The 22,566-nt window shown below is 66.9% G+C and carries 23 protein-coding genes and 1 tRNA gene; 12 read left to right on the top strand and 12 right to left on the bottom strand.

Annotated features, from left to right (window positions below; genetic code table 11):
• Nucleotides 1-123 precede the first annotated feature (123 nt).
• The 3 genes from ABMA10_RS10340 to ABMA10_RS10330 are packed head-to-tail and all read left to right on the top strand — an operon-like array spanning nt 124 to nt 2,485.
• Nucleotides 124-750 (top strand): dihydrofolate reductase family protein, encoded by a 627-nt coding sequence (locus ABMA10_RS10340; protein WP_347866726.1) that lies wholly within the window; start codon nt 124-126, stop codon nt 748-750.
• On the top strand, nt 747-2,159 hold the full coding sequence (locus ABMA10_RS10335) for a flavin monoamine oxidase family protein (protein ID WP_347866727.1): 1,413 nt from the start codon (nt 747-749) through the stop codon (nt 2,157-2,159). The genes ABMA10_RS10340 and ABMA10_RS10335 overlap by 4 nt, the downstream gene beginning before the upstream one ends.
• Nucleotides 2,159-2,485 carry a YciI family protein gene (locus ABMA10_RS10330; protein ID WP_347866728.1) on the top strand — a complete coding sequence of 109 codons (327 nt, stop codon included), beginning with the start codon at nt 2,159-2,161 and terminating at the stop codon, nt 2,483-2,485. Before ABMA10_RS10335 ends, ABMA10_RS10330 begins: the two co-directional genes overlap by 1 nt.
• 25 nt (nt 2,486-2,510) lie before the next feature.
• Here the strand turns inward: ABMA10_RS10330 and ABMA10_RS10325 are convergent, their stop codons facing one another.
• The gene (locus ABMA10_RS10325; RefSeq protein ID WP_347866729.1) at nt 2,511-2,903 is read right to left on the bottom strand and encodes a barstar family protein; all 393 of its coding nucleotides are present in this window, start codon (nt 2,901-2,903) and stop codon (nt 2,511-2,513) included.
• Between the two features lie 363 nt (nt 2,904-3,266).
• Here ABMA10_RS10325 and ABMA10_RS10320 point away from each other — a divergent pair, with 363 nt between their 5' ends.
• From ABMA10_RS10320 to ABMA10_RS10285, 8 genes are all read left to right on the top strand, one after another.
• Nucleotides 3,267-4,511 carry an IS256 family transposase gene (locus tag ABMA10_RS10320; protein WP_431030682.1) on the top strand — a complete coding sequence of 415 codons (1,245 nt, stop codon included), beginning with the start codon at nt 3,267-3,269 and terminating at the stop codon, nt 4,509-4,511.
• Between the two features lie 99 nt (nt 4,512-4,610).
• Entirely contained in the window at nt 4,611-5,342 is a 732-nt protein-coding gene (locus ABMA10_RS10315; protein ID WP_347866730.1) for an ABC transporter ATP-binding protein, read from the top strand.
• Nucleotides 5,339-6,679 (top strand): FtsX-like permease family protein, encoded by a 1,341-nt coding sequence (locus ABMA10_RS10310; RefSeq protein ID WP_347866731.1) that lies wholly within the window; start codon nt 5,339-5,341, stop codon nt 6,677-6,679. Before ABMA10_RS10315 ends, ABMA10_RS10310 begins: the two co-directional genes overlap by 4 nt.
• Before the next feature lie 132 nt (nt 6,680-6,811).
• On the top strand, nt 6,812-7,720 hold the full coding sequence (locus ABMA10_RS10305) for an ABC transporter ATP-binding protein (protein WP_431031476.1): 909 nt from the start codon (nt 6,812-6,814) through the stop codon (nt 7,718-7,720).
• A gap of 22 nt (nt 7,721-7,742) precedes the next feature.
• Nucleotides 7,743-8,549, top strand: coding sequence for an ABC transporter permease (locus ABMA10_RS10300; RefSeq protein ID WP_431031475.1), 807 nt, complete (start codon nt 7,743-7,745; stop codon nt 8,547-8,549).
• A gap of 104 nt (nt 8,550-8,653) precedes the next feature.
• Nucleotides 8,654-9,871, top strand: a complete 1,218-nt coding sequence (locus ABMA10_RS10295; RefSeq protein ID WP_347866734.1) for a sensor histidine kinase — start codon at nt 8,654-8,656, stop codon at nt 9,869-9,871.
• Entirely contained in the window at nt 9,868-10,530 is a 663-nt protein-coding gene (locus ABMA10_RS10290) for a response regulator transcription factor (RefSeq protein WP_431031474.1), read from the top strand. Before ABMA10_RS10295 ends, ABMA10_RS10290 begins: the two co-directional genes overlap by 4 nt.
• A 23-nt stretch (nt 10,531-10,553) precedes the next feature.
• Nucleotides 10,554-10,802 (top strand): hypothetical protein, encoded by a 249-nt coding sequence (locus ABMA10_RS10285; protein ID WP_431031473.1) that lies wholly within the window; start codon nt 10,554-10,556, stop codon nt 10,800-10,802.
• A 45-nt stretch (nt 10,803-10,847) separates the two neighbouring features.
• Here the strand turns inward: ABMA10_RS10285 and ABMA10_RS10280 are convergent.
• The 5 genes from ABMA10_RS10280 to ABMA10_RS10260 all read right to left on the bottom strand — a co-directional run bounded on the left by ABMA10_RS10280 (nt 10,848) and on the right by ABMA10_RS10260 (nt 16,066).
• Nucleotides 10,848-10,921 (bottom strand) — tRNA-Pro (locus tag ABMA10_RS10280).
• Between the two features lie 112 nt (nt 10,922-11,033).
• Nucleotides 11,034-12,689 (bottom strand): long-chain-fatty-acid--CoA ligase, encoded by a 1,656-nt coding sequence (locus ABMA10_RS10275; RefSeq protein WP_414693676.1) that lies wholly within the window; start codon nt 12,687-12,689, stop codon nt 11,034-11,036.
• Between the two features lie 295 nt (nt 12,690-12,984).
• Nucleotides 12,985-14,505, bottom strand: a complete 1,521-nt coding sequence (locus ABMA10_RS10270; protein ID WP_347868969.1) for a flotillin family protein — start codon at nt 14,503-14,505, stop codon at nt 12,985-12,987.
• Between the two features lie 54 nt (nt 14,506-14,559).
• Nucleotides 14,560-15,048 carry an NfeD family protein gene (locus ABMA10_RS10265; protein WP_347868968.1) on the bottom strand — a complete coding sequence of 163 codons (489 nt, stop codon included), beginning with the start codon at nt 15,046-15,048 and terminating at the stop codon, nt 14,560-14,562.
• Between the two features lie 103 nt (nt 15,049-15,151).
• Complete coding sequence (locus tag ABMA10_RS10260; protein WP_347868967.1) at nt 15,152-16,066, bottom strand: NUDIX hydrolase; 915 nt, start codon at nt 16,064-16,066, stop codon at nt 15,152-15,154.
• 152 nt (nt 16,067-16,218) lie between these two features.
• On the opposite strand from ABMA10_RS10260, the gene ABMA10_RS10255 reads away from it, so the two are divergent.
• On the top strand, nt 16,219-16,866 hold the full coding sequence (locus ABMA10_RS10255; protein ID WP_347868966.1) for a TetR/AcrR family transcriptional regulator: 648 nt from the start codon (nt 16,219-16,221) through the stop codon (nt 16,864-16,866).
• 84 nt (nt 16,867-16,950) lie between these two features.
• On the opposite strand, the gene der is transcribed toward ABMA10_RS10255, so the two are convergent.
• Genes der through ABMA10_RS10225 form a run of 6 tightly spaced genes read right to left on the bottom strand, consistent with a single transcriptional unit; the run spans nt 16,951 to nt 22,564 of the window.
• Nucleotides 16,951-18,459, bottom strand: coding sequence for a ribosome biogenesis GTPase Der (gene der, locus ABMA10_RS10250; RefSeq protein ID WP_347868965.1), 1,509 nt, complete (start codon nt 18,457-18,459; stop codon nt 16,951-16,953).
• On the bottom strand, nt 18,446-19,177 hold the full coding sequence (gene cmk / locus ABMA10_RS10245; protein WP_431031472.1) for a (d)CMP kinase: 732 nt from the start codon (nt 19,175-19,177) through the stop codon (nt 18,446-18,448). Before cmk ends, der begins: the two co-directional genes overlap by 14 nt.
• Before the next feature lie 8 nt (nt 19,178-19,185).
• Entirely contained in the window at nt 19,186-20,286 is a 1,101-nt protein-coding gene (locus ABMA10_RS10240; protein ID WP_347868963.1) for a prephenate dehydrogenase, read from the bottom strand.
• A complete protein-coding gene (locus tag ABMA10_RS10235; RefSeq protein WP_347868962.1) occupies nt 20,283-21,104 on the bottom strand; it encodes a pseudouridine synthase in 822 nt (273 codons plus the stop codon). The genes ABMA10_RS10240 and ABMA10_RS10235 overlap by 4 nt, the downstream gene beginning before the upstream one ends.
• Nucleotides 21,070-21,711 (bottom strand): SMC-Scp complex subunit ScpB, encoded by a 642-nt coding sequence (scpB, locus tag ABMA10_RS10230; RefSeq protein WP_347868961.1) that lies wholly within the window; start codon nt 21,709-21,711, stop codon nt 21,070-21,072. The genes ABMA10_RS10235 and scpB overlap by 35 nt, the downstream gene beginning before the upstream one ends.
• Nucleotides 21,704-22,564: a segregation and condensation protein A gene (locus ABMA10_RS10225; protein WP_347868960.1), complete on the bottom strand. Its 861-nt coding sequence runs from the start codon at nt 22,562-22,564 to the stop codon at nt 21,704-21,706. The genes scpB and ABMA10_RS10225 overlap by 8 nt, the downstream gene beginning before the upstream one ends.
• Nucleotides 22,565-22,566: the final 2 nt, after the last annotated feature.

Below are 22,566 nucleotides of genomic sequence, written 5' to 3'. Positions count from 1 at the left end.
GCCTCCGGAGTGGTCGACGCCCTTCGGTCAGTGCGTTCTCAGCTCCTCGTCACCTTCTCGGCCCACCCCGTTGACACCGATGCCGTCGGGGTGGAATCTGAACCCGGAAGAACGGAGCAGGACATGGGACGTATCCACATCGACCTCTTCATGACGCTCGACGGCGTCGCGCAGGCGCCAGGCGGGCCGGAGGAGGACCCGACCGACGGATTCGCGTTCGGTGGCTGGCAGGCACCACTCATCGACGAGGTGGACGGCGAGCAGATCGACGCGGGGATGCAGGGCATGGACGCACTGCTGCTCGGTCGGCGCACCTATGACATCTTCGCGTCGTACTGGCCTGGTCAGGAGGACGGACGGGTCGGCAGCATCGCGAACCTGTTCAACCGCATCCCGAAGTACGTTGCATCCCGCGGGGCGCTCGAACCCGAATGGGCGCATGCGACACAGCTCGGCGAGGATCTGCCCGCAGCGGTCCGTGAGCTGCGCGAGCGGCACGAGAAGATCCACGTCATCGGGAGTCTCGACCTCGTGCAGACGCTGTTCGCCGAGCAGCTGTTCGATCAGCTCAACCTGTGGGTCTATCCCATCCTCCTCGGCACCGGGAAACAGGTCTTCGCGGGAGGAAGCGTCCCGACGAACCTCCGCCTCGTCGCACCGGCCGAGACGTCACCGGGCGGGTCGGTCCATCTGCAGTACGAGCGGGTCGACGGCACGCCAGGGACCGGCAGCATGGACGACCTCGAATGAGCGGTTCCACCGGCGCGCCGCCCGCTCCCGTGGACGACGAGCGGTTCGACACCATCGTCGTCGGTGCGGGCGTGTCGGGGTTGACCGCCGCACGGTTGCTGGCCCGTGCGGGTCGTCGCGTCGTCGTCCTGGAGGCGCGGGATCGGGTCGGTGGACGGGTGTGGACCGAGCGACGCGACGGTCACGTCACGGATCTCGGGGCGTCGTGGATCCACGGCGTCACCGACAGTCCGGTCGCAGCGGCGGCGGACGCGTTCGGCATGCGGACGGTGGAGTTCACCGTCGGTGGATACCAGCCTGACAGTCGGCCGATCGCCTATTACGGCCCGGATGGCGGCCGACTCTCCGACGAGGACGCGACGCAGTTCGTGCAGGACATCCATCGGCTGGACGCGACGCTGCTCGGTGTCGTGGCCGAATCCGCCGCAGAAGCGTCGTACCGCGACGTGACCGAGGCGGCCCTCGCGCTCCAGGGCTGGGACGTGGACCGGGTGCAGCGGGTGCGCGAGTACCTGGAGCACCGATCGGAGGAGCAGTATGGAGCGGCGATCGAGGACCTCGCGGCCCACGGTCTCGACGACGACCTCATCGACGGTGACGAGGTCGTCTTCCCGGACGGCTACGACGCGCTGCCGAAGCACCTGGCAGCGGGTCTCGACGTCCGCCTTGAGCAGCTCGTGGCGCGCGTGGACTGGTCGTCTGACGGCGCCACGGTCACCGTCGGCGACGCGGTGCTGAGATCGGACACCGTCGTCGTGACGGTGCCCGTCGGCGTCCTCCAGTCTGAGCGGTTCGTCATCGTGCCGCCGCTGCCGGAGCCGGTCGTCGGCGCGCTGTCGCGATTGACGATGAACTCCTTCGAGAAGGTCTTCCTGCGGTTCCCGACGAAGTTCTGGGATGACGAGGTCTACGTCGTCCGACAACAGGGCCCGGAGGGCCGCCGCTGGCATTCCTGGTACGACCTGACGCCGTTGCACGGCGAACCGACCCTGCTCACCTTCGCCGCCGGCCCGACCGCCCGCGAGATCCGCGACTGGGACGACACCCAGGTCGCCGACTCGATCCTCGACCAGCTGCGTCGTCTCTACGGAGACCGTGTCGAGCAGCCGTCCGACGTGACCGTCACCGCGTGGCACGCCGACCCGTTCTCCCATGGCTCCTACGCCTACATGCAGCTCGGCTCCTCCACCGACGACCACGACGCACTCGCGACACCGGTCGGCGGCGTCCTGCATCTCGCCGGGGAGGCCACCTGGACCGACGACCCGGCCACGGTCACCGCCGCGCTGTGCTCTGGTCATCGAGCCGCGCAGAACATCCTCGGCAAGGACACCCCGATCGACGGGATCTGGGACGACCACGCGACTCGCTTGCACCAGCAGGCACACCCAGATGGAAAGGAATCCTGATGAGATACATGATGTTCGTCCTGGCCGACTCGGAGCCCGACGCGGTCGGCGACGATTCGGATGTGGACCGCTGGGTCGACGAGCTGGACGCCGTCGGTGGCCGTCTCATGGGCGATGTGCTCGATCCGAGCGAGGCTCGCGGTGTGCGGGTCCGCGCGGGTGAGCGACTCGTCACCGATGGTCCGATCCCTGGAGTGACCGACACCCTGTGGGGCTTCGACATCCTCGAATGCGCCGACCTCGATGCAGCGATCGAGAGAGCCGCGCGGCACCCGATGGCTCGAAACGGCCGCCTCGAGCTGCGTCCGTTCCCGGACCAAGGCTGAGCGGCGCGAGGCGTCCGACCGGGACTCAGTCGAGGATGAGTTCGATGTTCGGATGAGCGGCGAACACCTGCAGGACGAGCTCGACGTAGAGCGGTCCGGTTCCCGCATCGAGCGCCGCGAGAGCGGACCTCGCCGTCGTCTCGTTGTACACGTCCGGCCGCGCCAGCTTGTCCTCGTAGTACCGGCGGGTCGTCTCCATGCCGAGCGCGGCCCGGGAGCGCTCATGGTCCGCCCAGAGGACCGTCGCCGCCGCATCGCCGTCAAGGACGCCGAACCCGCCGTACAGGAGGTCGTCGAGCGCATCGAGGCTCTCCCCCAGTGTCCAGTCCTCGTCGGGCATGAGCACCCGGCCGATCTCCGCGTACAGCGACGGGATGTCGTGGACCCGCGACCCCTCGATCCGGAAGCGCTTCGCCATCAGACCCACACCGTCGCCAACCAGACCAGCACGCCGGCGAGGACGAGCAGGGCGAGCAATCCCGCCAGGATCCAGTACGCGATGGTCATTCGTTTCCTCCGGAAGTGCACGGTCACCGATGGTTACGATGGGTGACCAGTTCCAGTGTGGCCCCGATCCGATAGGCGTACAAAAGGCACACCGGTGTGACCGACTCCGGGGAGACGCCATGTTCCGCGAGCGCCGCGTTGGAGGATCAACCCCTGAGTAGTGCCCCATAAGGTGGTGTAGCCTGCGGTGGCCGGCTCGGTCTTGGACGTGAGCGCGGTCACCGTGTGACTCCTTCGAGAAGTCTCTAACCTCCACTCGAAAGGCATCATCACGATGACCGCTCCACATATTGTCGACCCTGCACACCTTCTTGGCGAAGCCCTGACCGACGCGTCTCCCGATCTGATGCGGTCGCTGCTGCAAACCATGATCAACGCGCTCCTCTCTGCCGACGCTGACGCGGTGATCGGCGCCGAGTGGGGCCAACCCACCCCGGGTCGCACCGTCCAACGCAACGGCTACCGGCACCGCGACCTCGATACCCGCGCCGGGACCATCGATGTCGCGATCCCGAAGCTGCGCTCTGGCACCTACTTCCCGGAGTGGCTCCTCGAGCGCCGCAAACGCGCCGAGACCGCCCTGATCACCGTCGTCGCGGACTGCTACCTCGCCGGCGTCTCCACACGCCGCATGGACAAACTCGTGAAGACCCTCGGGATTCACTCGTTGTCGAAGTCGCAAGTGTCCCGGATGGCTGCGGACCTCGACGAGCACGTTGACCAATTCCGACACCGCCCGCTCGGTGATGCCGGCCCATTCACGTTCGTCGCCGCCGACGCTCTCACCATGAAAGTCCGCGAAGGCGGACGCGTCATCAACGCCGTTGTTCTCGTCGCGACCGGGGTCAACGCCGATGGGCGCCGCGAGGTCCTGGGCCTGCGGGTGGCCACGTCGGAGACCGGGGCGGCGTGGAACACGTTCTTCGCCGACCTCGTCGCCCGCGGTCTGACCGGGGTTCGTCTGGTCACTTCCGACGCGCACCGCGGTCTGGTCGAGGCGATCGCCGCGAACTTCCCCGGCGCGGCCTGGCAACGCTGCCGCACCCACTACGCCGCGAACCTGATGTCGGTGACCCCGAAGAGTCTCTGGCCCGCGGTCAAGGCTATGCTGCACTCCGTTTACGACCAGCCCGACGCCGACGCCGTCCACGCCCAGTTCGACCGGCTGTTGGACTACGTCGACGGGAAACTGCCCGCAGCTCACGAACACCTCGACGCTGCCCGCGCCGACATCCTCGCGTTCACCGGGTTCCCCGAGGGGCTCTGGCAGCAGATCTGGTCGAACAACCCGAACGAGCGCCTGAATCGTGAAATCCGTCGCCGCACCGACTCCGTCGGCATCTTCCCCAATCGCGACGCGATCACCCGGCTCGTCGGCGCCGTCCTTGCCGAACAGACCGATGAATGGGCCGAGGGACGCCGCTACCTCGGACTCGACATCCTCGCCAAGAGCCGCCTCACCATCGTCCCCGACACCGGAACCGAGGTGCCCGAACCAGAACTCGCCCTCAGCGCCTAACCCAACGAATCGAAGGACACACGGCTACACCACTCCACGGGGCTTGACCAACCCCTGGTGAGTGTTCGGCGGCGGTAGCAGGCTTCTAGCGTCGAAGGCATGGCAGGAGACGACGAGGGAACTTCTCACAGCGGACCGGTCGACGAGGTGCGGATCTCTGCGACGGGGCTGGTCCAGCACTACGGCGCGACGGTCGCGTTGGACGGTGTGGCTCTGACGGTTCGTGATGGCGAGTCGATCGCGATCATGGGTCCGTCCGGGTCGGGAAAGAGCACGCTTCTTCATGTGCTTGCGGGGATCATTCGTCCCGACGCCGGGGAGGTTCTGCTGCGAACAGCGCAGGGCATGGTCGATGTAGCGGCGATGGCGGATCGTCAGCGTTCAGCGCTGCGGTTGACCGAGTTCGGGTTCGTCTTCCAGCAGGGGATGCTGATTCCCGAGCTGACGGCCGCCGAGAACGTGGCGATGCCGCTGCTGTTGACCGGTGTGAGCCGGGCTGCGGCAGGCGGGGCGGCGGAGACGCTTCTCACGGAACTCGGTCTTGCCGGGCTGGGAGATCGCAGGGTCGGACAACTTTCTGGTGGTCAGGCGCAACGAGTGGCCATCGCACGCTCGAAAGCAACGCAAGCCAACGTGATCTTTGCCGACGAGCCCACGGGTGCATTGGATTCCAGGACTGCTTCGGACGTACTCGGCGTGCTCTTGGCAGCCACCGCTGGGCAAGGTCGCTCTCTGGTCGTGGTCACTCACGATGAGGAGGTCGCGGCACGCTGCTCACGGGTGGTGCGTCTTCGCGACGGGCGGATCGACAGCGACGGAGTATCGCTGTGAGACCGCACGCGCTCCTCTTGCTGCTGCGACCCTCTCGAGGTGACGCCTCGACGGTCGCATTGCCGGTACTCGCCTTCGCGATCGTCGGTTCCGTCGAGTACCTCGTCGCAGCACTGGCGAGGCTGTTCTGGATGGTCCCGGACGACGGATTCGGACAGTACAAGATTCTGGCTATCGGGCTGCTGGCTGTCCTCGTCATCCCGGCGGGCACACTGGGAGCGTCGGCCGCCCGACTCTCCGCGCGCCGCCGAGAGGATCGTTTGGCCGTGTTGCGACTGTTCGGAGCATCCGCAGCTTGGGTCCGTGGGATTGCTGTTGTGGAAGCTTCGCTCCTCGCTGCCGCTGGAGCACTCATCGGCGTCATCGGTTATGCGGTACTGGCACCTCTGCTCGTGTGGCTACCGGTCGCCGGACATTCCACGGCGTTCGGCGAGGTGTGGCTACCCGCGTGGATGCTCGCCCTGCTGGCGCTCGCCCTGGTGGTCGTGTCCGCCGTGAGCGCGGCGTTGGGGTTGCGCCGGGTGATCATTTCTCCGCTTGGCGTGCGGATGCGCACGAACGCTCCGCGACTGCACTGGATGCGGCTCGTGATCGGCGCCGGAGTGCTGGCCGGCGGGGTCATCCTGTTGCGGTTCACTTCTGTCAATTGGGGTGCGGCCGGGATCACGGCAGCGATCGTGGTGGTCCTGGTGGCGGTGATGTCTGTCCTGAATCTGGTCGGCCCGTTCCTGATCGGGCTGTTCGCGCGGCGCCGGCTCGCGCGGGCGAGGACCGCTGAGGAACTCATCGCGTCCCGTGGCGTGTTGGAATCACCGGCTGCGGCATGGCGGCAGGTGTCAGGGGTGGGCTTGGCAAGCTTTATCGCGGTTCCAGCGGGTTCTGTGCTGGGATTCCTGACAATGGTGGAGAACGGGACGACGGCGCTGGAACCCGAGCAGCTGATGTTTTTCGGGGATGTCCGAACGGTCGTGATCGCCGCTGTCGCGATCTCGTATCTGCTCGTGGCATGCTCCATCGGTGTGACGCAGGCAGCCGCCGTGCTCGAACGCCGCGGCCTCTCCGTCAGCCTCGACCGCTTGGGAATGCCGCTCAGGGTGATGGAACGCGCTCGTCGGTTGGCCGTCGCCTCACCGTTGCTCATCGCAGCGGTATTCCCTGCGTTGGCTGCGACGGTGCTGGTCGCGCCGGTGGTCGGGGTGACGGTCTTCACCGCCCCGTTGTTCATCGTGACCGTCGTCGTGTGCATCGCTCTCGGGGTCCTCCTCGTCCGGCTCGGGGTCACAGCGACAACCCCTGTGCTGCGCCGTGTCCTCGCCGAACCCGACCGGGCTCTGTAGCGCGGGCTGTCTTCGCACGCTCCCACCATCCGAGGGGGCGGTGAAGATCAACCCGTGGTGAGCGGGCACAGGCCCCGGGGGTTTCTAGCGTTGAAGTAGGTCATCAGATCTGGAAACGGCAAAGGAGCAACAATGACGATCGAAGTTCAGAATCTCAGCAAACGATACGGGGACCGTTTCGCCGTGCGAGATGTGTCGTTCACGGTCGAACCCGGAAAGGTCACCGGGTTCCTCGGCCCGAACGGCGCGGGAAAGTCCACCACGATGCGCTCGATCGTCGGGCTGGACCGCGCCACATCCGGGCAAGCACTCATCGACGGCAGACAGTACGCCGCCTACCGGGCATCCTTGCAACACGTGGGAGCGCTGCTGGATGCGAAAGCGGCACACAAGTCGCGCACGGCGTGGAACTATCTGACCTCGATCGCGGCCACCCATCACATTCCGAAGTCGAGGGTCGACGAGGTGCTCGAGGCGACCGGGCTGACGTCGGTCGCGAAGAAGAAGGTCGGCGGGTTCTCACTCGGCATGGGGCAGCGACTCGGTATCGCCGCGGCACTGCTGGGCGACCCGGCGACGTTGATCCTCGATGAACCCGTGAACGGTCTTGACCCGGAGGGCGTGACATGGGTGCGCACCCTGCTCGACAGGCTCGCCTCCGAGGGACGCACCGTGTTCCTGTCATCACACTTGCTGAGCGAACTCGCACTGATCGCGGACCACGTCATCATCATCGGACGCGGCGAGATCATCGCGGACTCACCGATCGATGCGCTCACCGCGGGCGCATCGGCGAAGGTCCGCGTCCGCACCCCCGACACGACCGCGCTGAGCAACCGGATCGCAACATCCGGTGTGACGATCACGTCCTCAGAGAGGCAGCTGCTGGAGATCGACGGACTCTCTGCGGAGCAGATCGCCATCGTCGCCCGCGAAGCAGACATTCTCCTCACCGAGCTGACGCCGATGCATCAAACCCTCGAGGACGCCTACAACGCCCTGACCCAAGACGCTGTCGAGTATGTCTCGACGAAGCGCTGACGTCGTGACCACAGAAAGGACCATGATGGCTACCCTCATCGCACCCGCAAGAGCGGCCGGAAGAAATGTCGATCTGGTCGGGACGATACGTTCCGAATGGATCAAGTTCATCGGGCTCGCTTCGAACACTGCGATCGCCGGATTCACGTTGCTGCTGCTCATCGCGAACGGGGTAGCCATGCCCTGGGCGTACGTTTTCCGCGACCGCGGCTCGCCCCAGGCCGACTACGACGCCTACGCCGAAATGATCGTGGACAAAACCGGATACGTGGGCGTCGTCCTCGCGATCCTCGCGGCCTTGCTGGTGACGAACGAATACCGCTCCGGCCAGATCAGAACCACCATCCTGTCCGTGCCGAAGCGCACCCCTGCACTCGCGTCCAAGGCCACGATCATCGCCGCAGTCTCCTTCGTCATCGGCGTCGTCAGCTCAAGCATCGGATTCGCCATCGCGCCCGCGATCCTTGCCGGCGGCGACTACAGCTTTTCGCTGGAGATCGCTGACGCGATCCGTCTCATCCTGGGCTCCGGGCTCTACCTTGCGACCATGAGCATCATCGGGATCGCAATCGGCTCGCTCATCCGCAACGTGGTCGCCTCCGTGCTCACGACCATCGTGTTCCTCATCATCGTCCCTGTGATCCCACAGATGTTCTCCGAATACGGCACGGAAATCACCCGGTTCTTCCCGATCCAGGCCGGCTCCCTCCTTCTCGCACCCCACGGAACCGACCCGATGGGACCATGGATCGGGTATCTCATCCTCCTGGGATGGACCGTGATCCTGTTCACCGCCGCCGCAATCGCACTCAAACGACGCGACGCCTGAGCATGCGGGTGGCAGCGTCATCGACATGCTGCCGCCCGACCGCACAGGAAGACCACCGAGCAGGACGGAACACTGGAAGAACAGCCGTTCGATAGGAATCCACGATGAGCATCAACCAGACACCCACCGCGATGGACATCACCGACCTCGGGCGACCCCCCGATGCCGTGGCTCGCTGGTTCGCCAGTCGACCGCGGATCGTCGACCTGTTGATGGTGCTCGCCAGTATCGCACTGCAAGCGATCACACTCGTCCTGGCCGCGCAGCGCCCGCTCTGGCCTGCAGTGTTCATCGTCATCGTCGCATCCGTGACGTTGTTCTGGCGACGCAGAACCCCGTTCCTCGTGCTGTGCGCCACGGCTCTCGTGAGCGCAGGAGGGGTCCTGATATATCCCGGCATGGGCCCGCTGAGCTTTCCGTTCGCTTTCGCGCTCTACAACCTCGCCGCGACGCGAGCCTTTCCGCGCGCCGCATTCGGCTACGGCATCGGCGTTGCCCTGCCTGCGCTCAGTGCTCTGGTGCTCTTCATTGCGAACGGGCGCGTGTTCTCCCCGCTGATCCTCGACCCGTTCGCCCTCATCGCGCTTTCGCTCGGCTTCGCCGTGAGGAATCGTCGTCAGCGGCAAGCAGCACTCGCGGAGCTCGTCAACCAACGGCTGGAAAACGCCCGAGTCGTCGAACGCAACCGCATCACCGCGGAAATGCACGATGTCGTCGCGCACTCCATCTCGATCATGATCGCCCTTGCCGACGGAGCATCCACCGGGTGGCAGAAGCACCCCGAACGATCCGCAACCGCGTTGCGAAACCTCGGCGGCGTCGGCAGAACCGCGCTCACGGACATGCGCCGGATACTGCACCTGCTGCGAACCAACGATGTCGATCTCGCAGAGGCCCTGCACCACTCAGGACACAATCTCCCCCGCCTGGACCATCTCATCGAAGTCTTCCGCAGCGCAGGACTTCCTGTGCGCCTGATCCGCAGCGGAACACCACTTCCCGACGACCCGACGTTGTCCACCACCGTCTACCGGATCGCTCAAGAAGCCCTCACCAACGCACTGCGCTACGCCATCGGAGCGACCCTGGTCGACGTGCGACTCGAATCCGATGTCGACTCGATCTCATTGACGGTCACCGACGACGGCCACGCGCCGGCCGCAGGAGCACCCAGCCAAGGCAGCGGCAGAGGACTGCACGGCATCGCCGAACGTGCCGCAACGTACGCGGGTACCAGCACGAGCGGCCCCCTCCCCGACGGCGGCTGGCGTACAGCGGTCACCCTTCATCTCACCGAGGAAAGCGACACCGAGCACTCATGACCCCCACACCGATCCGTGTCATCGTCGTAGACGATCAGCCCCTCGTGCGCATGGGCAACGCTCTCGTGCTCGACAGCGCTGACGACATCGACGTCGTCGGCGAGGCGAGCAGTGGAGAAGATGCCGTCGAACAGGCCGCGCGATTGCGACCGGACGTCGTGCTGATGGATGTTCGCATGCCCGGCATCGGTGGCATCGAAGCCACCCGCATGATCACCACTGCGAACCCGGAAACCAAAGTCATGGTCTTCACGACCTTCGACATCGACGAATACGCATTCGGCGGGCTCGCTGCAGGCGCCAGCGCTTTCATCCTCAAGAGCACCACGCCAGAGGTGCTCACCGCCGCCGTTCGAACAGTCGCAGCCGGAGATGCAGTCGTCGAGCCACGAATCACCAAGCAACTCATCGACCACCACACCCAACGCAACACCGCCGATGTCGACGATCCCCAGCCGCCGCCGCTCGACCGGCTCACTCCCCGCGAATACGACATCTTCCTCGCGATCGCCACGGGTCTTGCAAACCCGGAGATCAGCGCCCAGCTTCACCTGAGCCCGGCGACCGTGAAAACCCACATCAACCGCATCTTCGCGAAGCTGCACCTCCGCGACCGCGTCCACGCCGTCATCCTCGCCTACGAACTCAAAGTCCTCTGAGATGCTGCTCGTCTTCGATGACGATGTCCTGGCGGATCAACCCGGTCCCCGAGGAGGCCGCGCTCGACCGAGCCCGCCTGAGTGCATCCGGTTCGGGGCGTGCATGGGTGGCGTTCCCGGAAGGCGCTGCCGAGATGGGCTCGGGAGAGTCCGAGAAGGCCGCCTGCACGGGGCTCTTCTCGTCGCGCACGGCGAGCGACTCGCTGGAACAGCTACGACGACTCGATGATCCACAGCGTCACGTGATCCGGCCACCGGCCCGTCCGTACTGACGACAATGCCCTGGCGAGACCGACCGTCTCACCAGGGCTTTTCTGTCGGGCTGACAGGATTTGAACCTGCGACCCCTTGACCCCCAGTCAAGTGCGCTACCAAGCTGCGCCACAGCCCGATGCCATCCCCGCGAGCGGAGAAGACAACTCGAACAGTCTAGCGGATTCCGAAGGTGCTTCGTGACACGCACGAGGCCGACGGCTCGGTCGCCTCGCGGGCGGATGCCACAGCTATTCCGCCTTGCGGGCGGCGACGAGTTCGTCGCGCACCTTGCGGCGCAGAACCTTGCCGATGAGCGACGTGGGCAGCTCATCGAGCTGCACGACACGCTTCGGAACCTTGTACGCCGTGAGCCTCGTGCGGCAGTAGTCGCGGAGCGCTCCCGAGTCGAACACGGTGCCGTCCCGCATGACGACCGCAGCAGTCACATCCTCGCCACCCGAATCCCGGGGCAGACCGACGACCGCAGCCGATCGGACATCGGGGTGGGACAGCAGCGTCTCCTCGACTTCGGAGGGACTCACGTTGAACCCACCCGTGATGATGAGCTCCTTCACGCGGTCGATCACCGTGACGAAGCCGTCGTGCGACACCGTCACGATGTCACCGGTGCGCAGCCAACCGTCGTCGAGCAGGGTCTCGCGCGTCTCGTCCGGCCGGCCCCAGTAGCCCTGGAAGACCTGCGGTCCACGGATCAGCAGCTCTCCGGATTCACCCGCCGGCCGGTCCTTCGTCGGATCCTCAGGGTCGACGATGCGGATCTCGGTGCTCGGAAACGGCACCCCGACCGTGCCGGGACGCCGCGACGGCCCGATCGGGTTGCCGAGCGCCACCGGCGACGACTCGGTCATGCCGTAACCCTCGACGAGCAGGCCGCCGGTCGCCTCCTCCCAGCGCGTCACCGTCGACACCGGCAGGCTCATCGCCCCGGAGATCGCGAAACGCACGCTGGTGAGGTCGACACCCTTGCGGCTCGAGGCCCGTGACAGCGCGTCGTAGATCGGCGGCACCGCCGGCAGGAACGTCGGCGGGGATTTCTTCGCCGCCGTCAACACGAGCTCCAGATCGAACTTCGGGAAGAGGACCAGTCGTGCGCCGATGCTCATCGCGAAGGTGAGGCACAGCGTCATCCCGTAGGCGTGGAAGAGCGGCAGCACACCGTAGAAGACCTCCTCGCCCTCGCGGAGCCCGGGCACCCAGGCGCGTCCCTGCGCCGCGTTGGCGCGCAGGTTCCGGTGTGTGAGGATCGCACCCTTGGGCGAACCGGTCGTCCCGCTCGTGTACTGCAGCAGCGCGGTGTCGTCCAGTGTCGGGCGCACGACGCGTTTCGAGAGCTTTCGTCCGCCGACGAGGCGTTCCCATGGGAGCACATGCTTCGCGGACGGCGTCGCGGTCATGGCCGCACGAGACTCACGGGCTCGCTTCACCGGCAGGCGAAGCGCGAGGCGCTTCGAGAGCGGCAGCGCCTGCGTGATGTCGACCGACACGATCCGCCCACGCATGACATCCGCCGGCAGATCGGCGACGTTGTCGTACACCTTGTCCCACACGATCGCGACATGCGCTCCGTGATCCTCGAACTGATGACGCAACTCCCGCGCGGTGTACAGCGGGTTGTGCTCGATGACGGTCGCACCCAGCCGCAGTGCGGCGTAGAACGCGACGACGTGCTGCGGGCAGTTCGGGAGCACCAGGGCCACCCGGTCGCCAGGCTTCACCCCGAGCTTGCGCAGGCCCTCCGCGGCGCGCGCGACCTGCTCACCGAGTTCCGCGTATGTCGTCTCGGCTCCGAAGAACTCCAATGCGACCTGCTCGCCGAAGCGCTTCACCGACGTGTCGAGGAGATCGACGAGCGTCTCCGTGACCTCGTCGATGTCGGCGGGCACACCCTTGGCGTAGGCGGCGAGCCACGGCCTCGAGGCAAGGAGCTGACGCTGTGCCGCACCGCGCTCGGCGGCGTCCTGCTCGGGAACGTTCGTTCGCTGGTCCACGTTGATCCTCCAGACGACCACGTGCGCACCGCACGCATCCACCCAGCGTAGGCCGCGGTGTATGCCGCTTCAGGGATGCACCACGATTGCACGGGAACCTCCAACCCCGTTGCAGGATGTCGTCGTCGACCGGTGGGAACACCACGGGCCGATCATCCGAGGATGACCGGCCCGTGGCTCGCTCTGTGACTCAGACGGCGTCAGGTGACGCCGGGTTCGCGGGCTTCCGCTTCGCGGCCGCACTCGCGTTGTCCGACATCGCCTGCTGGAGGTTCTCCCCCAGCGCACCACCGGCGACGCCGCCGAGCAGCGCGGAGAGGTCGAGTCCGGTGATGTCCTTGATGACCTTCGGGACCTCGCTGACAACCTGGCCGACGGTCTTCGTGACGGCGGACGCGCCCTCGGTCGAGATGACCGTGAGGTTCGCGATGTTGCCGAGCGGCTCCGAGACGGCGCGGGTGATCTCGGGCAGACGCGCGATGATCTCGGAGGCGAGACCAGCCTCGCCGTACTTCTTCAACGCCTCGGCCTTGGCGTCGATCGCCTCGGCCTCGGCGAGGCCCTCGGCCTTGACCGCGGACGCTCGTGCGTCACCCTGCGCCCGGATACCTTCGGCGAGCGCAATCTGCTTGTCCCGCTCAGCGGTACCGGCGAGCCGCACGGACTCGGCCGCTGCCTGCGCGTCCTGGACGGCCGCGACCTTGTTCGCCTCGGCGATGGTCTTGCGCTTGAACGCCTCGGCCTCCGTCGCTGCGTTCGCTGCATCGCGGGTCGCCTGTGCACGCTGCACCGTCGCGTACGCGTCGGCCTCGGCGGGCTTCCGCACCTCGATGTCGAGGCGCTCCTGCTCCACCTTCGCCTTTTCGGCGAGGGCTTCGCGCTCCTGCTCTGCAACGAGACGGTCCTGCTGGGCCGTGGCGAGCTGCCCGGAGGCCTCGGCCTCGGCGTTCGCCCGGTCGGTCTCGGCCTTGATGGTCGCCTGCTTCAGGCTCAAGGCCTTCTGGCGCTCCGCGACCTGCTCGGCGGCGTCGATCCGCGCGAACTCTGACGCCCGGGCCGTCTCGGCCTCCTTGATCTCGGCGTTCTGACGCGCGAGCGCGTTCTCTGCACGACCGAGGTCGGCGAGGTAGTTGGTTCCGGGGGTGGAGATGTCGGAGATGTTCAGCAGGTCGACCTGCAGGCCCTGCTCGGCGAGGTCGGTCTTCGTCGCCTCGACGACGGCCTCCGAGAGCGCGTTGCGGTTGGAGATGATCTCCTTGATCGGCATGTTGCCGATGATCGAACGAAGGGATCCTTCGAGCGACTGCTGGATGATCTGCGTCAGGGAGCCCTGCTGCGAGAGGAACCGCTGGGCTGCACGACGTACGCCCTCAGGTGTGCCCGAGACCTTGAAGTTGACACTCGCCTGGATGGCGACCTTGATGAAGTTGGTGTCGACCCCCTCGACGACGATGCCGATCTGGCGCTGCTCGAGCGAGATCGGGAAGCCCTGCTGGAGGATCGGCCAGATGAAGACGCGGCCTCCGATGACGACGCGCTGCCCGCCTTCGGGCTCACCGGTCTTGGCGCCGGCGCCCCGTCCGACGATGACGAGCGCCTGGTTCGGCGGCACGCGTTTGATGCGTCCGGCGACGAACGCGACGATCGCGAGCGCCACGATGACGAGCGCGATCACGGCGATCACCGTGATGTTGGTGGTGATGAAGTCCATAGGGCAGAAGCCTTCCCCTCGAGGGCGTGCTGGTGGATGGTTGGTGCGTGAGAGCTAGTCGGTGGTGGCCGCCGGTGGCGCCTTGGACGCCGGCTCGACCTTGACGCGCGAGCCCTGGAGCTCGACCACGCGGATCCGTGCACCGGACTCGATGCGCTCGTCCGCGAAGGCGAGACGCGTCTCGATCTCGTGCGGACCGTCGAGGCTGACCTCGCCGAACGACGCCGAGATGGTCGAGCGGGCGACGCCGTAGAGTCCGAGCGGGGAACTGGGCGTGCCGTCCTCCGAGCGCCGGAAGCTGCGGATCATCAGCTGCACTCCGACGAGCACGAGGACGCCGACGATGGCGGAGATGACATACGCGGACCATGCTGGCAGACCGTTCGCGAGCACGATGGCACCCACCGCGCCGAAGACCGTGAACGCGCTACCGAGCGCCGTGGCCGAGACCGCACCGTCCAGGAAGTCGAAGATCTCACCGAAGACCAGGGAGATCAGAACGATCACGAGACCGACGGCGCCGACGATGATGAACAGGGTCATAGCCCCAACCCTACTGAAGACGGCGCGGCGGCGCGGGCGAGCACGTCATCGGTGGACGCGATCGCGGTGCATCTGTCCTGTGGAGCAGGCTCGACCTACCGGTTCAGTCGAGGGCGTCGAGGTGCCCGAGGAGCCAACCGGCGCCCCGTACACTCGCGCCCAGTCGCTCGGCGCGGTCGCGCAGGCCGCGATCGGACGTGACGACCACCACGGTACCCGCGAGTCCGGGAATGACGTCGACGACGGCGTCGTCGCCACTCCCTGCCGCATCGACCACTGACACCCCTGCGCGCAGCTCAGGGCCGTCTCCCGTGACGACCCCGCCCGCGCGGACGCCGCGTGCCTGTCCCTCGACGACCGCGACATAGGCAGGCCACCAGCGATGCAGGTCGAGGCCCAGGTCGTCGGCATCGATCCCGTCGTGCGCGAGTTGGGTCAGGCGCGCGATCATCGATGCAGCTGCGCCGGCTCGATCCTTCCACCAGCCGTCGGGCCGCGCGCCGACGACGTTCGCGACGTCGACGACGACCGTGACCCGGCGTTCGAGCTGCGGCCGGAGTTCCGTCCAGGAATCCGCGAAACCGGGGTGCAACGGCAGCGCCTCGACGTCCGCCAGCGGGACCCATTCGAGCGCGATGCTCTCCGGATCCGAGACGACGGGCTCGAACGGTGTGACCGCCTCGGCGATGACGGTCGTGTAGGACCAGAACCCGAGATCGAGGACGGAGTCGAAGCGGAGTTCGATCGCCGCTCCCGGTACGCCGGCCTCCTCGTTCGCCTCGCGGACCGCGCCGTCGACCGCGCTCTCATGCTGATGCCGGGCACCACCCGGGATCCCCCAGGTTCCGCCGAAATGACTCCACCCGGCACGGTGTTGCAGGAGCACGCCGCGTCGCGGGTCGTGGACGAGGAGTCCTGCTGCGCCGAAGCGCCCCCAGAACTTGCGACCGTCGCCTGCCTCGACCCACGCGTCGCCGGCATCCCGAATCGGTTCGGCGGGCAGGTGAGCATCAGTCATCTGTCCAGATTGCCATGGATCCGTGCACGGCATGCCCAAATGAACCGGCATCTCGACCGCGATTCGAACAGGAGTGTGATATTTTGTACTTCAGAAGTATTATATGAGCACCCTGTGGCAGGGTCCATCACTCCATCATGCGAAGGAACCCCATGGATGCACGTCAACGCCGGACCCGAGCACGGCTCGCGAGTACCATCCTCTCGCTCGCAGCAGAGCGCCCAACCAGCGAGCTCTCCGTCTCGGAGATCGCAACCCAGGCGGGCATCAACCGCTCGACGTTCTACCAGCATGCGGCGGCGCCGTGCGAACTCCTCGAGTCCGTCCTCGCCGAGGAACTGACGGCGCTCACTCACCTGCACCTGTCGACCGTCTCGGCAGCCGACGCGCCAGCAGCGATCGCCCGCGTCACGGTCGCGACGCTCCGCCACATGGAGGAGCACGCCGACGTCTACCTCATCGGTCTGGGCGACGACATCGTCGGCGCGAGTCTTCAACCGATGCTCAATCGCGTCTTCACGGCAGCCGTCCTTGAGGTCTTCGACCTCGGGGCCATCACACTCCCCCACGCTGAAGCCCTCACCTCGACCGACCATGAGATCTTCGTGCGCTCGTCCGCAGGCTTCGTGGCCGCCGGAGCCGTGGCCGCGTTCCGCGTCTGGCTCGACAGCCCGGAGCCGCGCGACATTCCGGCTTTCCTGGAGATGTTCGCGACCATGCTGCCCAGCTGGTGGCCGTTCGAGGTTGAAAACGGTTCAGCACTCGCCCCGGTCGGCGAAGGCCTCTCTCAGCGCGCCTGACACAGTCGGCGCTGCGCAACACAGAACGGCCCGGATCATCTCCTCCGAGATGATCCGGGCCGTTCTGTGTGAGGCGCCGAGCGTCTAGCGCTGGCGCTTCTCACGCACACGCATGTTGACGTTGATCGGCGTTCCCTCGAAACCCCAGATCTCGCGCAGACGACGGATCACGTAGCGCCGGTATCCCGGGTCGAGGAAGCCGGTGGTGAAGAGCACGAAGGTCGGTGGACGGCTCGCTGCCTGCGTCCCGAACAGGATGCGCGGCTGCTTGCCGCCACGGAGCGGGTGCGGGTGCGCTGCCGTGAGCTCGGCGAGGAACGCGTTGAACTTCCCCGTCGGGATGCGCATGTCCCACGACTCGAGAGCGACCTCGAGAGCAGGCACCAGACGCTCCAGGTGACGACCGGTCCGAGCCGAGATGTTGACGCGCGGCGCCCACGCGACGTGGGAGAGGTCCTGCTCGATCTCGCGCTCGAGGTACTTCCGGCGTTCGTCGTCGAGCTGGTCCCACTTGTTGAACGCGAGCACGAGTGCCCGGCCACTCTCGAGGACGAGGTCGATGATCCGGACGTCCTGCTCGCTGATCACGTCGGTGACGTCGATGAGGACGACGGCCACTTCGGCCTTCTCCAGCGCGGTGCTGGTGCGGAGCGAGGCGTAGAAGTCCGCACCCTGCGACAGGTGGACACGACGACGGATGCCCGCGGTGTCCACGAAGCGCCAGATCTTGCCGCCCAGCTCGATCTGCTCGTCGACCGGGTCGCGGGTGGTTCCAGCGAGGTCGTTGACGACGACGCGTTCCTCCCCGGCGGTCTTGTTGAGCAGGCTCGACTTGCCGACGTTGGGGCGTCCGAGGATCGCGACGCGACGTGGGCCGCCGAACTCGTCCTTCGCGACGGCCGAGACCGCCGGAAGGACCTTGAGGACCTTGTCGAGGAGGTCGGCGACGCCACGGCCGTGGATCGCGGAGACGGGGTGCGGTTCACCGAGGCCGAGGTTCCAGAGCGCTGCGGCCTCCGGCTCCTGGCGGGCATCGTCGACCTTGTTGGCGACGAGGAAGACGGGGCGACCGGTCTTACGGAGCAGACGGACGACCTGTTCGTCGGTCGCTGTCGCTCCGACCATGGCATCCACGACGAAGATGACGACGTCCGACAGGTCGATCGCGATCTCCGCCTGAGCAGCGACGGACGCGTCGATGCCCTTGGCGTCCGGCTCCCAGCCGCCGGTGTCGACGACGGTGAAGCGGCGGTCGTTCCACTCCGCCTTGTAGTTCACCCGGTCGCGCGTGACACCCGGGGTGTCTTCGACGACGGCCTCGCGGCGGCCGAGGATGCGGTTGACCAGGGCGGACTTGCCGACGTTCGGTCGGCCGACGATCGCAACGACCGGCAGCGCCGGCAGGAACCGGATCTCGTCCGGGTCTTCGGTGGCGCTGTCGAGGATGTCGAGGTCGTCGCCCTCGAGGTCGTAGTCCGCCAGGCCGGAGCGGAGTGACGCGGCCCGCTTGGTAGCGAGCTCCTCGTCCAAGCCGGAGAGGCGGTCTGCCAGGTCGTCGGGGCCTGGATCGAAATGCTCGTCATCGTGAGCCATGGGTGTTCCTTGCTGTGAGGGATTCGGTGACGCGGACGACCGCGTCGACCGTTTCGTCGAAGTCGATGTGCGTGGAGTCGACCGTGGTCACTCCGTCCGCCGCGTTCATGAAGTCGACGACCCTGGAGTCCGCCCGATCACGCCGCTGCAGTCGTTCCGCGACGTCGCCGGCAGGGTGGCTCTCGAATTCCGCTGAACGCCTGGCCATTCTAGCCTCTTCAGATGCGGTGAGCAGGATGCGAGCCTGTGCATTCGGTGCGACGACGGTGGTGATGTCACGTCCCTCGACGACGACGCCCGGTCGATCGACGCTCGCGATGAGCGAGCGGAAGGTCCGGTTGATCCACGACCGCACATCGGGCACCCGTGCGACGGCGGAGACGACGTCGGTCACGCGTGATCCGCGGATCTCCTCGGTGACGTCCCGACCACCGAGCGAGAACGCCGTGACGTCGGGGTCGAGCGACACGGTGAACGTCTCGCCGAACGCGTCGAGCGATGCGACGACCGCCGCAGCGTCCTCGGGATCGAGCCCCGCGTCGAGGGTGTGCAGCGCGAGGGCGCGGTACCACGCGCCGGTGTCGAGGTACCGGTAGCCGAGTCGTCTGGCCACCGCCTTGCTCACGCTCGACTTGCCGCTGCCGGCAGGCCCGTCGATCGCGACGACGACCGGGCCGCCGGCGGCGCTCGCGGTGGTTTCGGGGTGCAGTTCCGTCATGTGTCTTCCTATACTTCTGCGATGCGCCAGCCGCGCGATTCGAGGTCGTCGATGGTCCGCTGTTTCACTTCCGGGAGTACCTGGACCTCCGCGAGGCCGATGTTCGCTCCGGGCGAGTGCTCCAGGCGCAGGTCCTCGATGTTCACGCCGATCTCGCCGAGCTCGGTGAACAGCGCGCCGAGCTGGCCGGGACTGTCGTCGAGGAGCACCACGATGCTCGCGAATCGACGGTTCTGACCGTGCTTGCCGGGCAGACGCGCCACGCCGCTGTTGCCCGCCGCGATCGTGTCGGCGATCGTGCGGCGTGCGCCTGGGAGTTCCGGGTCGCGCAGAGCCGAGATGACCTGCGTGAGGTCTCCCTGCAGCCGTTCGAGCACTGGTAGGACCTCTGCGTGGTTCGCGCTGAGGATCTGGACCCAGAGTTCGGGCGCGCTCGAGGCGATCCGCACGGTGTCGCGCAGCCCCTGCCCGGCGAGTTGGATCGCGCCCTCCTCGGCCTCCTGCAACTGTGCAGCGAGCAGGCTTGAGACGAGCTGCGGCGTGTGGGAGACGAGCGCGACGAAACGGTCATGCTCGTCGGGCGTCATCTCCATCGGGATCGTGCCGAGATCCAGCGCGAGGCCTTCGACCTGTGCGAGCGCCCACGTCGGTGTCTCGGCATCACGGCAGATCACCCAGGGGCGACCGAGGAAGAGGTCGGCGCGCGCCGAGATCGCTCCCCCGCGCTCCCGACCGGCGAGCGGGTGTGAGCCGATGTACCTGGTGAGGTCGACGCCACGCGCGAGCAGAGCACGGTACGGCTCGAGCTTGACGCTCGCGACATCGGTGACGACCGCATCCGGGAACGCGGCGAGTTCGGCCTCGATGACCCTGGCGGTCACATCCGGGGGGACGCAGATGACGACGACGGCCGGATCGTCCGATGCCGATGCCGCGCGTCCTGCTCCATAGTCGACCGCGAGGCGCAGTTGGCTCGGCGAGGCGTCGTCGAGGATGATGTCGACGCCCTTCGCGCGAAGCGCCAGGCCGATACTCGCGCCGAGGAGCCCTGCACCGACGATGCGCACCTGCCCCTGCACACGAGCAGGGGCAGCGGTCAGGTCGCTCACTCCTCGGACTCCGCGGCCTCCGCAGCAGTGCCGTCGGCTGCGCGGGCATCCGGCCCGTGCGTGCGTGCGATCGTGAGGATCGCGCCGAGCTCGTCCTTGCTGAGTTCACGCAACTGGCCCGAACCGAGCGTTCCGAGGTGCAGTGGTCCGAACTGGCGGCGGACGAGATCGACGACGGGGTGACCCACGGCGTCGAGCATCCGACGCACGATGCGGTTCCGACCCGAGTGGAGCGTGAGTTCGACGAGGCTGTGACCGTCCTCGGTGCCGAGCAGACGGGCCTTGTCGGCCGAGATCGGACCGTCCTCGAGGTCGATGCCCGCGGTCAGCTTCGCGAGCACCTGAGGTGTCACCCGCCCGGTGACCTTCGCGATGTAGGTCTTCTGGACACCGAAGGACGGGTGCGCGAGCACGTGCGCGAGGTCGCCGTCGTTGGTCAGGATGAGCAGGCCGCTCGTCTCCGCGTCGAGGCGGCCGACGTTGAACAGCCGCTCCTCGTACTGCTCGGTGAAGCGGCGCAGGTCCGGGCGGCCACGGTCGTCCTTCAGCGAGCTGTAGATGCCGACGGGCTTGTTGAGCATGAGGTAGCGCTTCGAGGAGTCGAGCTGGATGGCGCTGCCGTCCACCGAGACGAGGTCGTGCTCCGGATCGATGCGCGACCCGAGCTCGGTGATCACGACACCGTTCACCTCGACTCGACCATCCTCGATGAGCTGCTCGGAGACACGCCTGGAGGCGACGCCGGCATTCGCCAGCACCTTCTGCAAGCGGATGCCCTCTGATTCAGTGCTGGTCACTGTCGAATCCTTCCCGGCCATCGTCGAGCAGCGGGGAGATCCGCGGCAATTCATCGATGGCGTTGATACCAAGTTGAGTGAGCAGGAGATCGGTGGTGCCGTAGTTGATGGCCCCCGTCTCGCTGTCGGTGAACATCTCCGTGATGAGACCTCGTCCGAGGAGCGTGCGCACGACGGAGTCGACGTTCACGGCACGGATGGACGCGATCGCGCCACGGCTGATCGGCTGTTTGTAGGCGATGACGGCGAGGGTCTCCAAGGCCGCCTGCGAGAGCTTCGTCGGGTTCTGCGTCACGACGTACTCGGTGATGAGCTGGTCGAAGTCGGCACGGACGTAGAACCGCCAGCCACCACCGACCTCGCGCAGCTCGAAGCCACGCCGGACGCCGCCCCGTTCACCGTCGTAGTCGGCGACGAGCTCGGCGATGGCTCGACGCACGCTCCCCACCGGCACATGCACGGCCGCGGCGAGGTTGACGAGGCTCTGCGGTTCATCGGCGACCATCAGGATCGCCTCCAGCGCCCGCGGGACGTCGGGCGCTGGGACCGGTGCTGGCTCGGCCGGCAGTCCGGGCGCAACATCGGCGGGTTCGACCGCGGTGTCGGTCAGGTCTGGCGCATCAGGCATCGTAATCGGCTCCCAGGTTGGCGAGGCTGTCGTCGGTCCAGGTCTCGGCCGTCCACCGCAGCGTCAGCTCGCCGAGCGGCTCGATCTGCTCGAACGACAGCGCCGCGTGGCGGTACAGCTCCAACACGGCGATGAAGCGCGCGATGACGACGCCCTTGAGCTCGGCACCGGCGATGAGCTCGCGGAAGGTGTGGGAACCACCCCCGCGGAGGATCGCGACGACATGCGCGGCCTGCTCCCGAATGCTCACGAGCGGTGCGTGGAGGTGGTCGAGTCCGACCGTCGGCACCTCCCGCGGGGTGAAGGCGAGGGTCGCGAGGGCGGCGAAATCCTGCGCGGTGAGCGTCCAGACGAGCTCAGGGGTCTGCTGGCGGTACTTGCCCTCGAGCCGCACCGAGCGCACGTGGCGTGCTGCCTCGACGTCGAAGTGCTCGCCGAACCAGGAGGAGGCCTGTTTGAACGCACGGTACTGGAGCAATCGTGCGAAGAGGAGGTCACGGGCTTCGAGCAACGCCACGTCCTCGGCGTCGACGAGCTCACCCTGCGGCAGGAGTCCAGCGATCTTGAGGTCGAGGAGGGTGGCTGCGACCACGAGGAATTCGCTCGCCTGGTCGAGTTCGTCATCGGATTCGAGTGTTCGCAGATAGGCGATGAACTCGTCCGTCACCCGGCTGAGTGAGACCTCGGTGATGTCGAGCTCATGCTTGCCGATCAGCGAGAGCAGGAGGTCGAACGGCCCCTCGAAACCGTCGAAGGACACGCGGAACGACGGACTGGCCGTGGGCTCGACGGACGTCGCCTCGGTGGACGCCGTCCGGTCGGCCTCGGCCGCGGAGAGGACGGCCACAGGCATCC

The sequence above is a fragment of the Plantibacter sp. RU18 genome (genome assembly GCF_050613355.1).
In the GTDB taxonomy this organism is placed as follows: Bacteria; Actinomycetota; Actinomycetes; order Actinomycetales; family Microbacteriaceae; genus Plantibacter.
Note: the sequence above shows the minus strand (reverse complement) of the source record. Positions and strands in the feature narration are given on the sequence as shown.

What these genes read in the sequence shown, in the direction of transcription:
- ABMA10_RS10340 (WP_347866726.1), top strand. Translation starts at nt 124, where the DNA reads ATGGGACGTATCCACATCGACCTCTTCATGACGCTCGACGGCGTCGCG.
- ABMA10_RS10330 (WP_347866728.1), top strand. Translation starts at nt 2,159, where the DNA reads ATGAGATACATGATGTTCGTCCTGGCCGACTCGGAGCCCGACGCGGTC.
- ABMA10_RS10295 (WP_347866734.1), top strand. Translation starts at nt 8,654, where the DNA reads ATGAGCATCAACCAGACACCCACCGCGATGGACATCACCGACCTCGGG.
- ABMA10_RS10290 (WP_431031474.1), top strand. Translation starts at nt 9,868, where the DNA reads ATGACCCCCACACCGATCCGTGTCATCGTCGTAGACGATCAGCCCCTC.
- ABMA10_RS10315 (WP_347866730.1), top strand. Translation starts at nt 4,611, where the DNA reads ATGGCAGGAGACGACGAGGGAACTTCTCACAGCGGACCGGTCGACGAG.
- ABMA10_RS10255 (WP_347868966.1), top strand. Translation starts at nt 16,219, where the DNA reads ATGGATGCACGTCAACGCCGGACCCGAGCACGGCTCGCGAGTACCATC.
- ABMA10_RS10265 (WP_347868968.1), bottom strand. Translation starts at nt 15,048, where the DNA reads ATGACCCTGTTCATCATCGTCGGCGCCGTCGGTCTCGTGATCGTTCTG.
- ABMA10_RS10325 (WP_347866729.1), bottom strand. Translation starts at nt 2,903, where the DNA reads ATGGCGAAGCGCTTCCGGATCGAGGGGTCGCGGGTCCACGACATCCCG.
- ABMA10_RS10225 (WP_347868960.1), bottom strand. Translation starts at nt 22,564, where the DNA reads ATGCCTGTGGCCGTCCTCTCCGCGGCCGAGGCCGACCGGACGGCGTCC.
- ABMA10_RS10235 (WP_347868962.1), bottom strand. Translation starts at nt 21,104, where the DNA reads ATGGCCGGGAAGGATTCGACAGTGACCAGCACTGAATCAGAGGGCATC.
- der (WP_347868965.1), bottom strand. Translation starts at nt 18,459, where the DNA reads ATGGCTCACGATGACGAGCATTTCGATCCAGGCCCCGACGACCTGGCA.
- ABMA10_RS10335 (WP_347866727.1), top strand. Translation starts at nt 747, where the DNA reads ATGAGCGGTTCCACCGGCGCGCCGCCCGCTCCCGTGGACGACGAGCGG.
- ABMA10_RS10260 (WP_347868967.1), bottom strand. Translation starts at nt 16,066, where the DNA reads ATGACTGATGCTCACCTGCCCGCCGAACCGATTCGGGATGCCGGCGAC.
- ABMA10_RS10300 (WP_431031475.1), top strand. Translation starts at nt 7,743, where the DNA reads ATGATGGCTACCCTCATCGCACCCGCAAGAGCGGCCGGAAGAAATGTC.
- ABMA10_RS10285 (WP_431031473.1), top strand. Translation starts at nt 10,554, where the DNA reads ATGTCCTGGCGGATCAACCCGGTCCCCGAGGAGGCCGCGCTCGACCGA.
- ABMA10_RS10320 (WP_431030682.1), top strand. Translation starts at nt 3,267, where the DNA reads ATGACCGCTCCACATATTGTCGACCCTGCACACCTTCTTGGCGAAGCC.
- ABMA10_RS10305 (WP_431031476.1), top strand. Translation starts at nt 6,812, where the DNA reads ATGACGATCGAAGTTCAGAATCTCAGCAAACGATACGGGGACCGTTTC.
- cmk (WP_431031472.1), bottom strand. Translation starts at nt 19,177, where the DNA reads ATGACGGAACTGCACCCCGAAACCACCGCGAGCGCCGCCGGCGGCCCG.
- ABMA10_RS10270 (WP_347868969.1), bottom strand. Translation starts at nt 14,505, where the DNA reads ATGGACTTCATCACCACCAACATCACGGTGATCGCCGTGATCGCGCTC.
- scpB (WP_347868961.1), bottom strand. Translation starts at nt 21,711, where the DNA reads ATGCCTGATGCGCCAGACCTGACCGACACCGCGGTCGAACCCGCCGAT.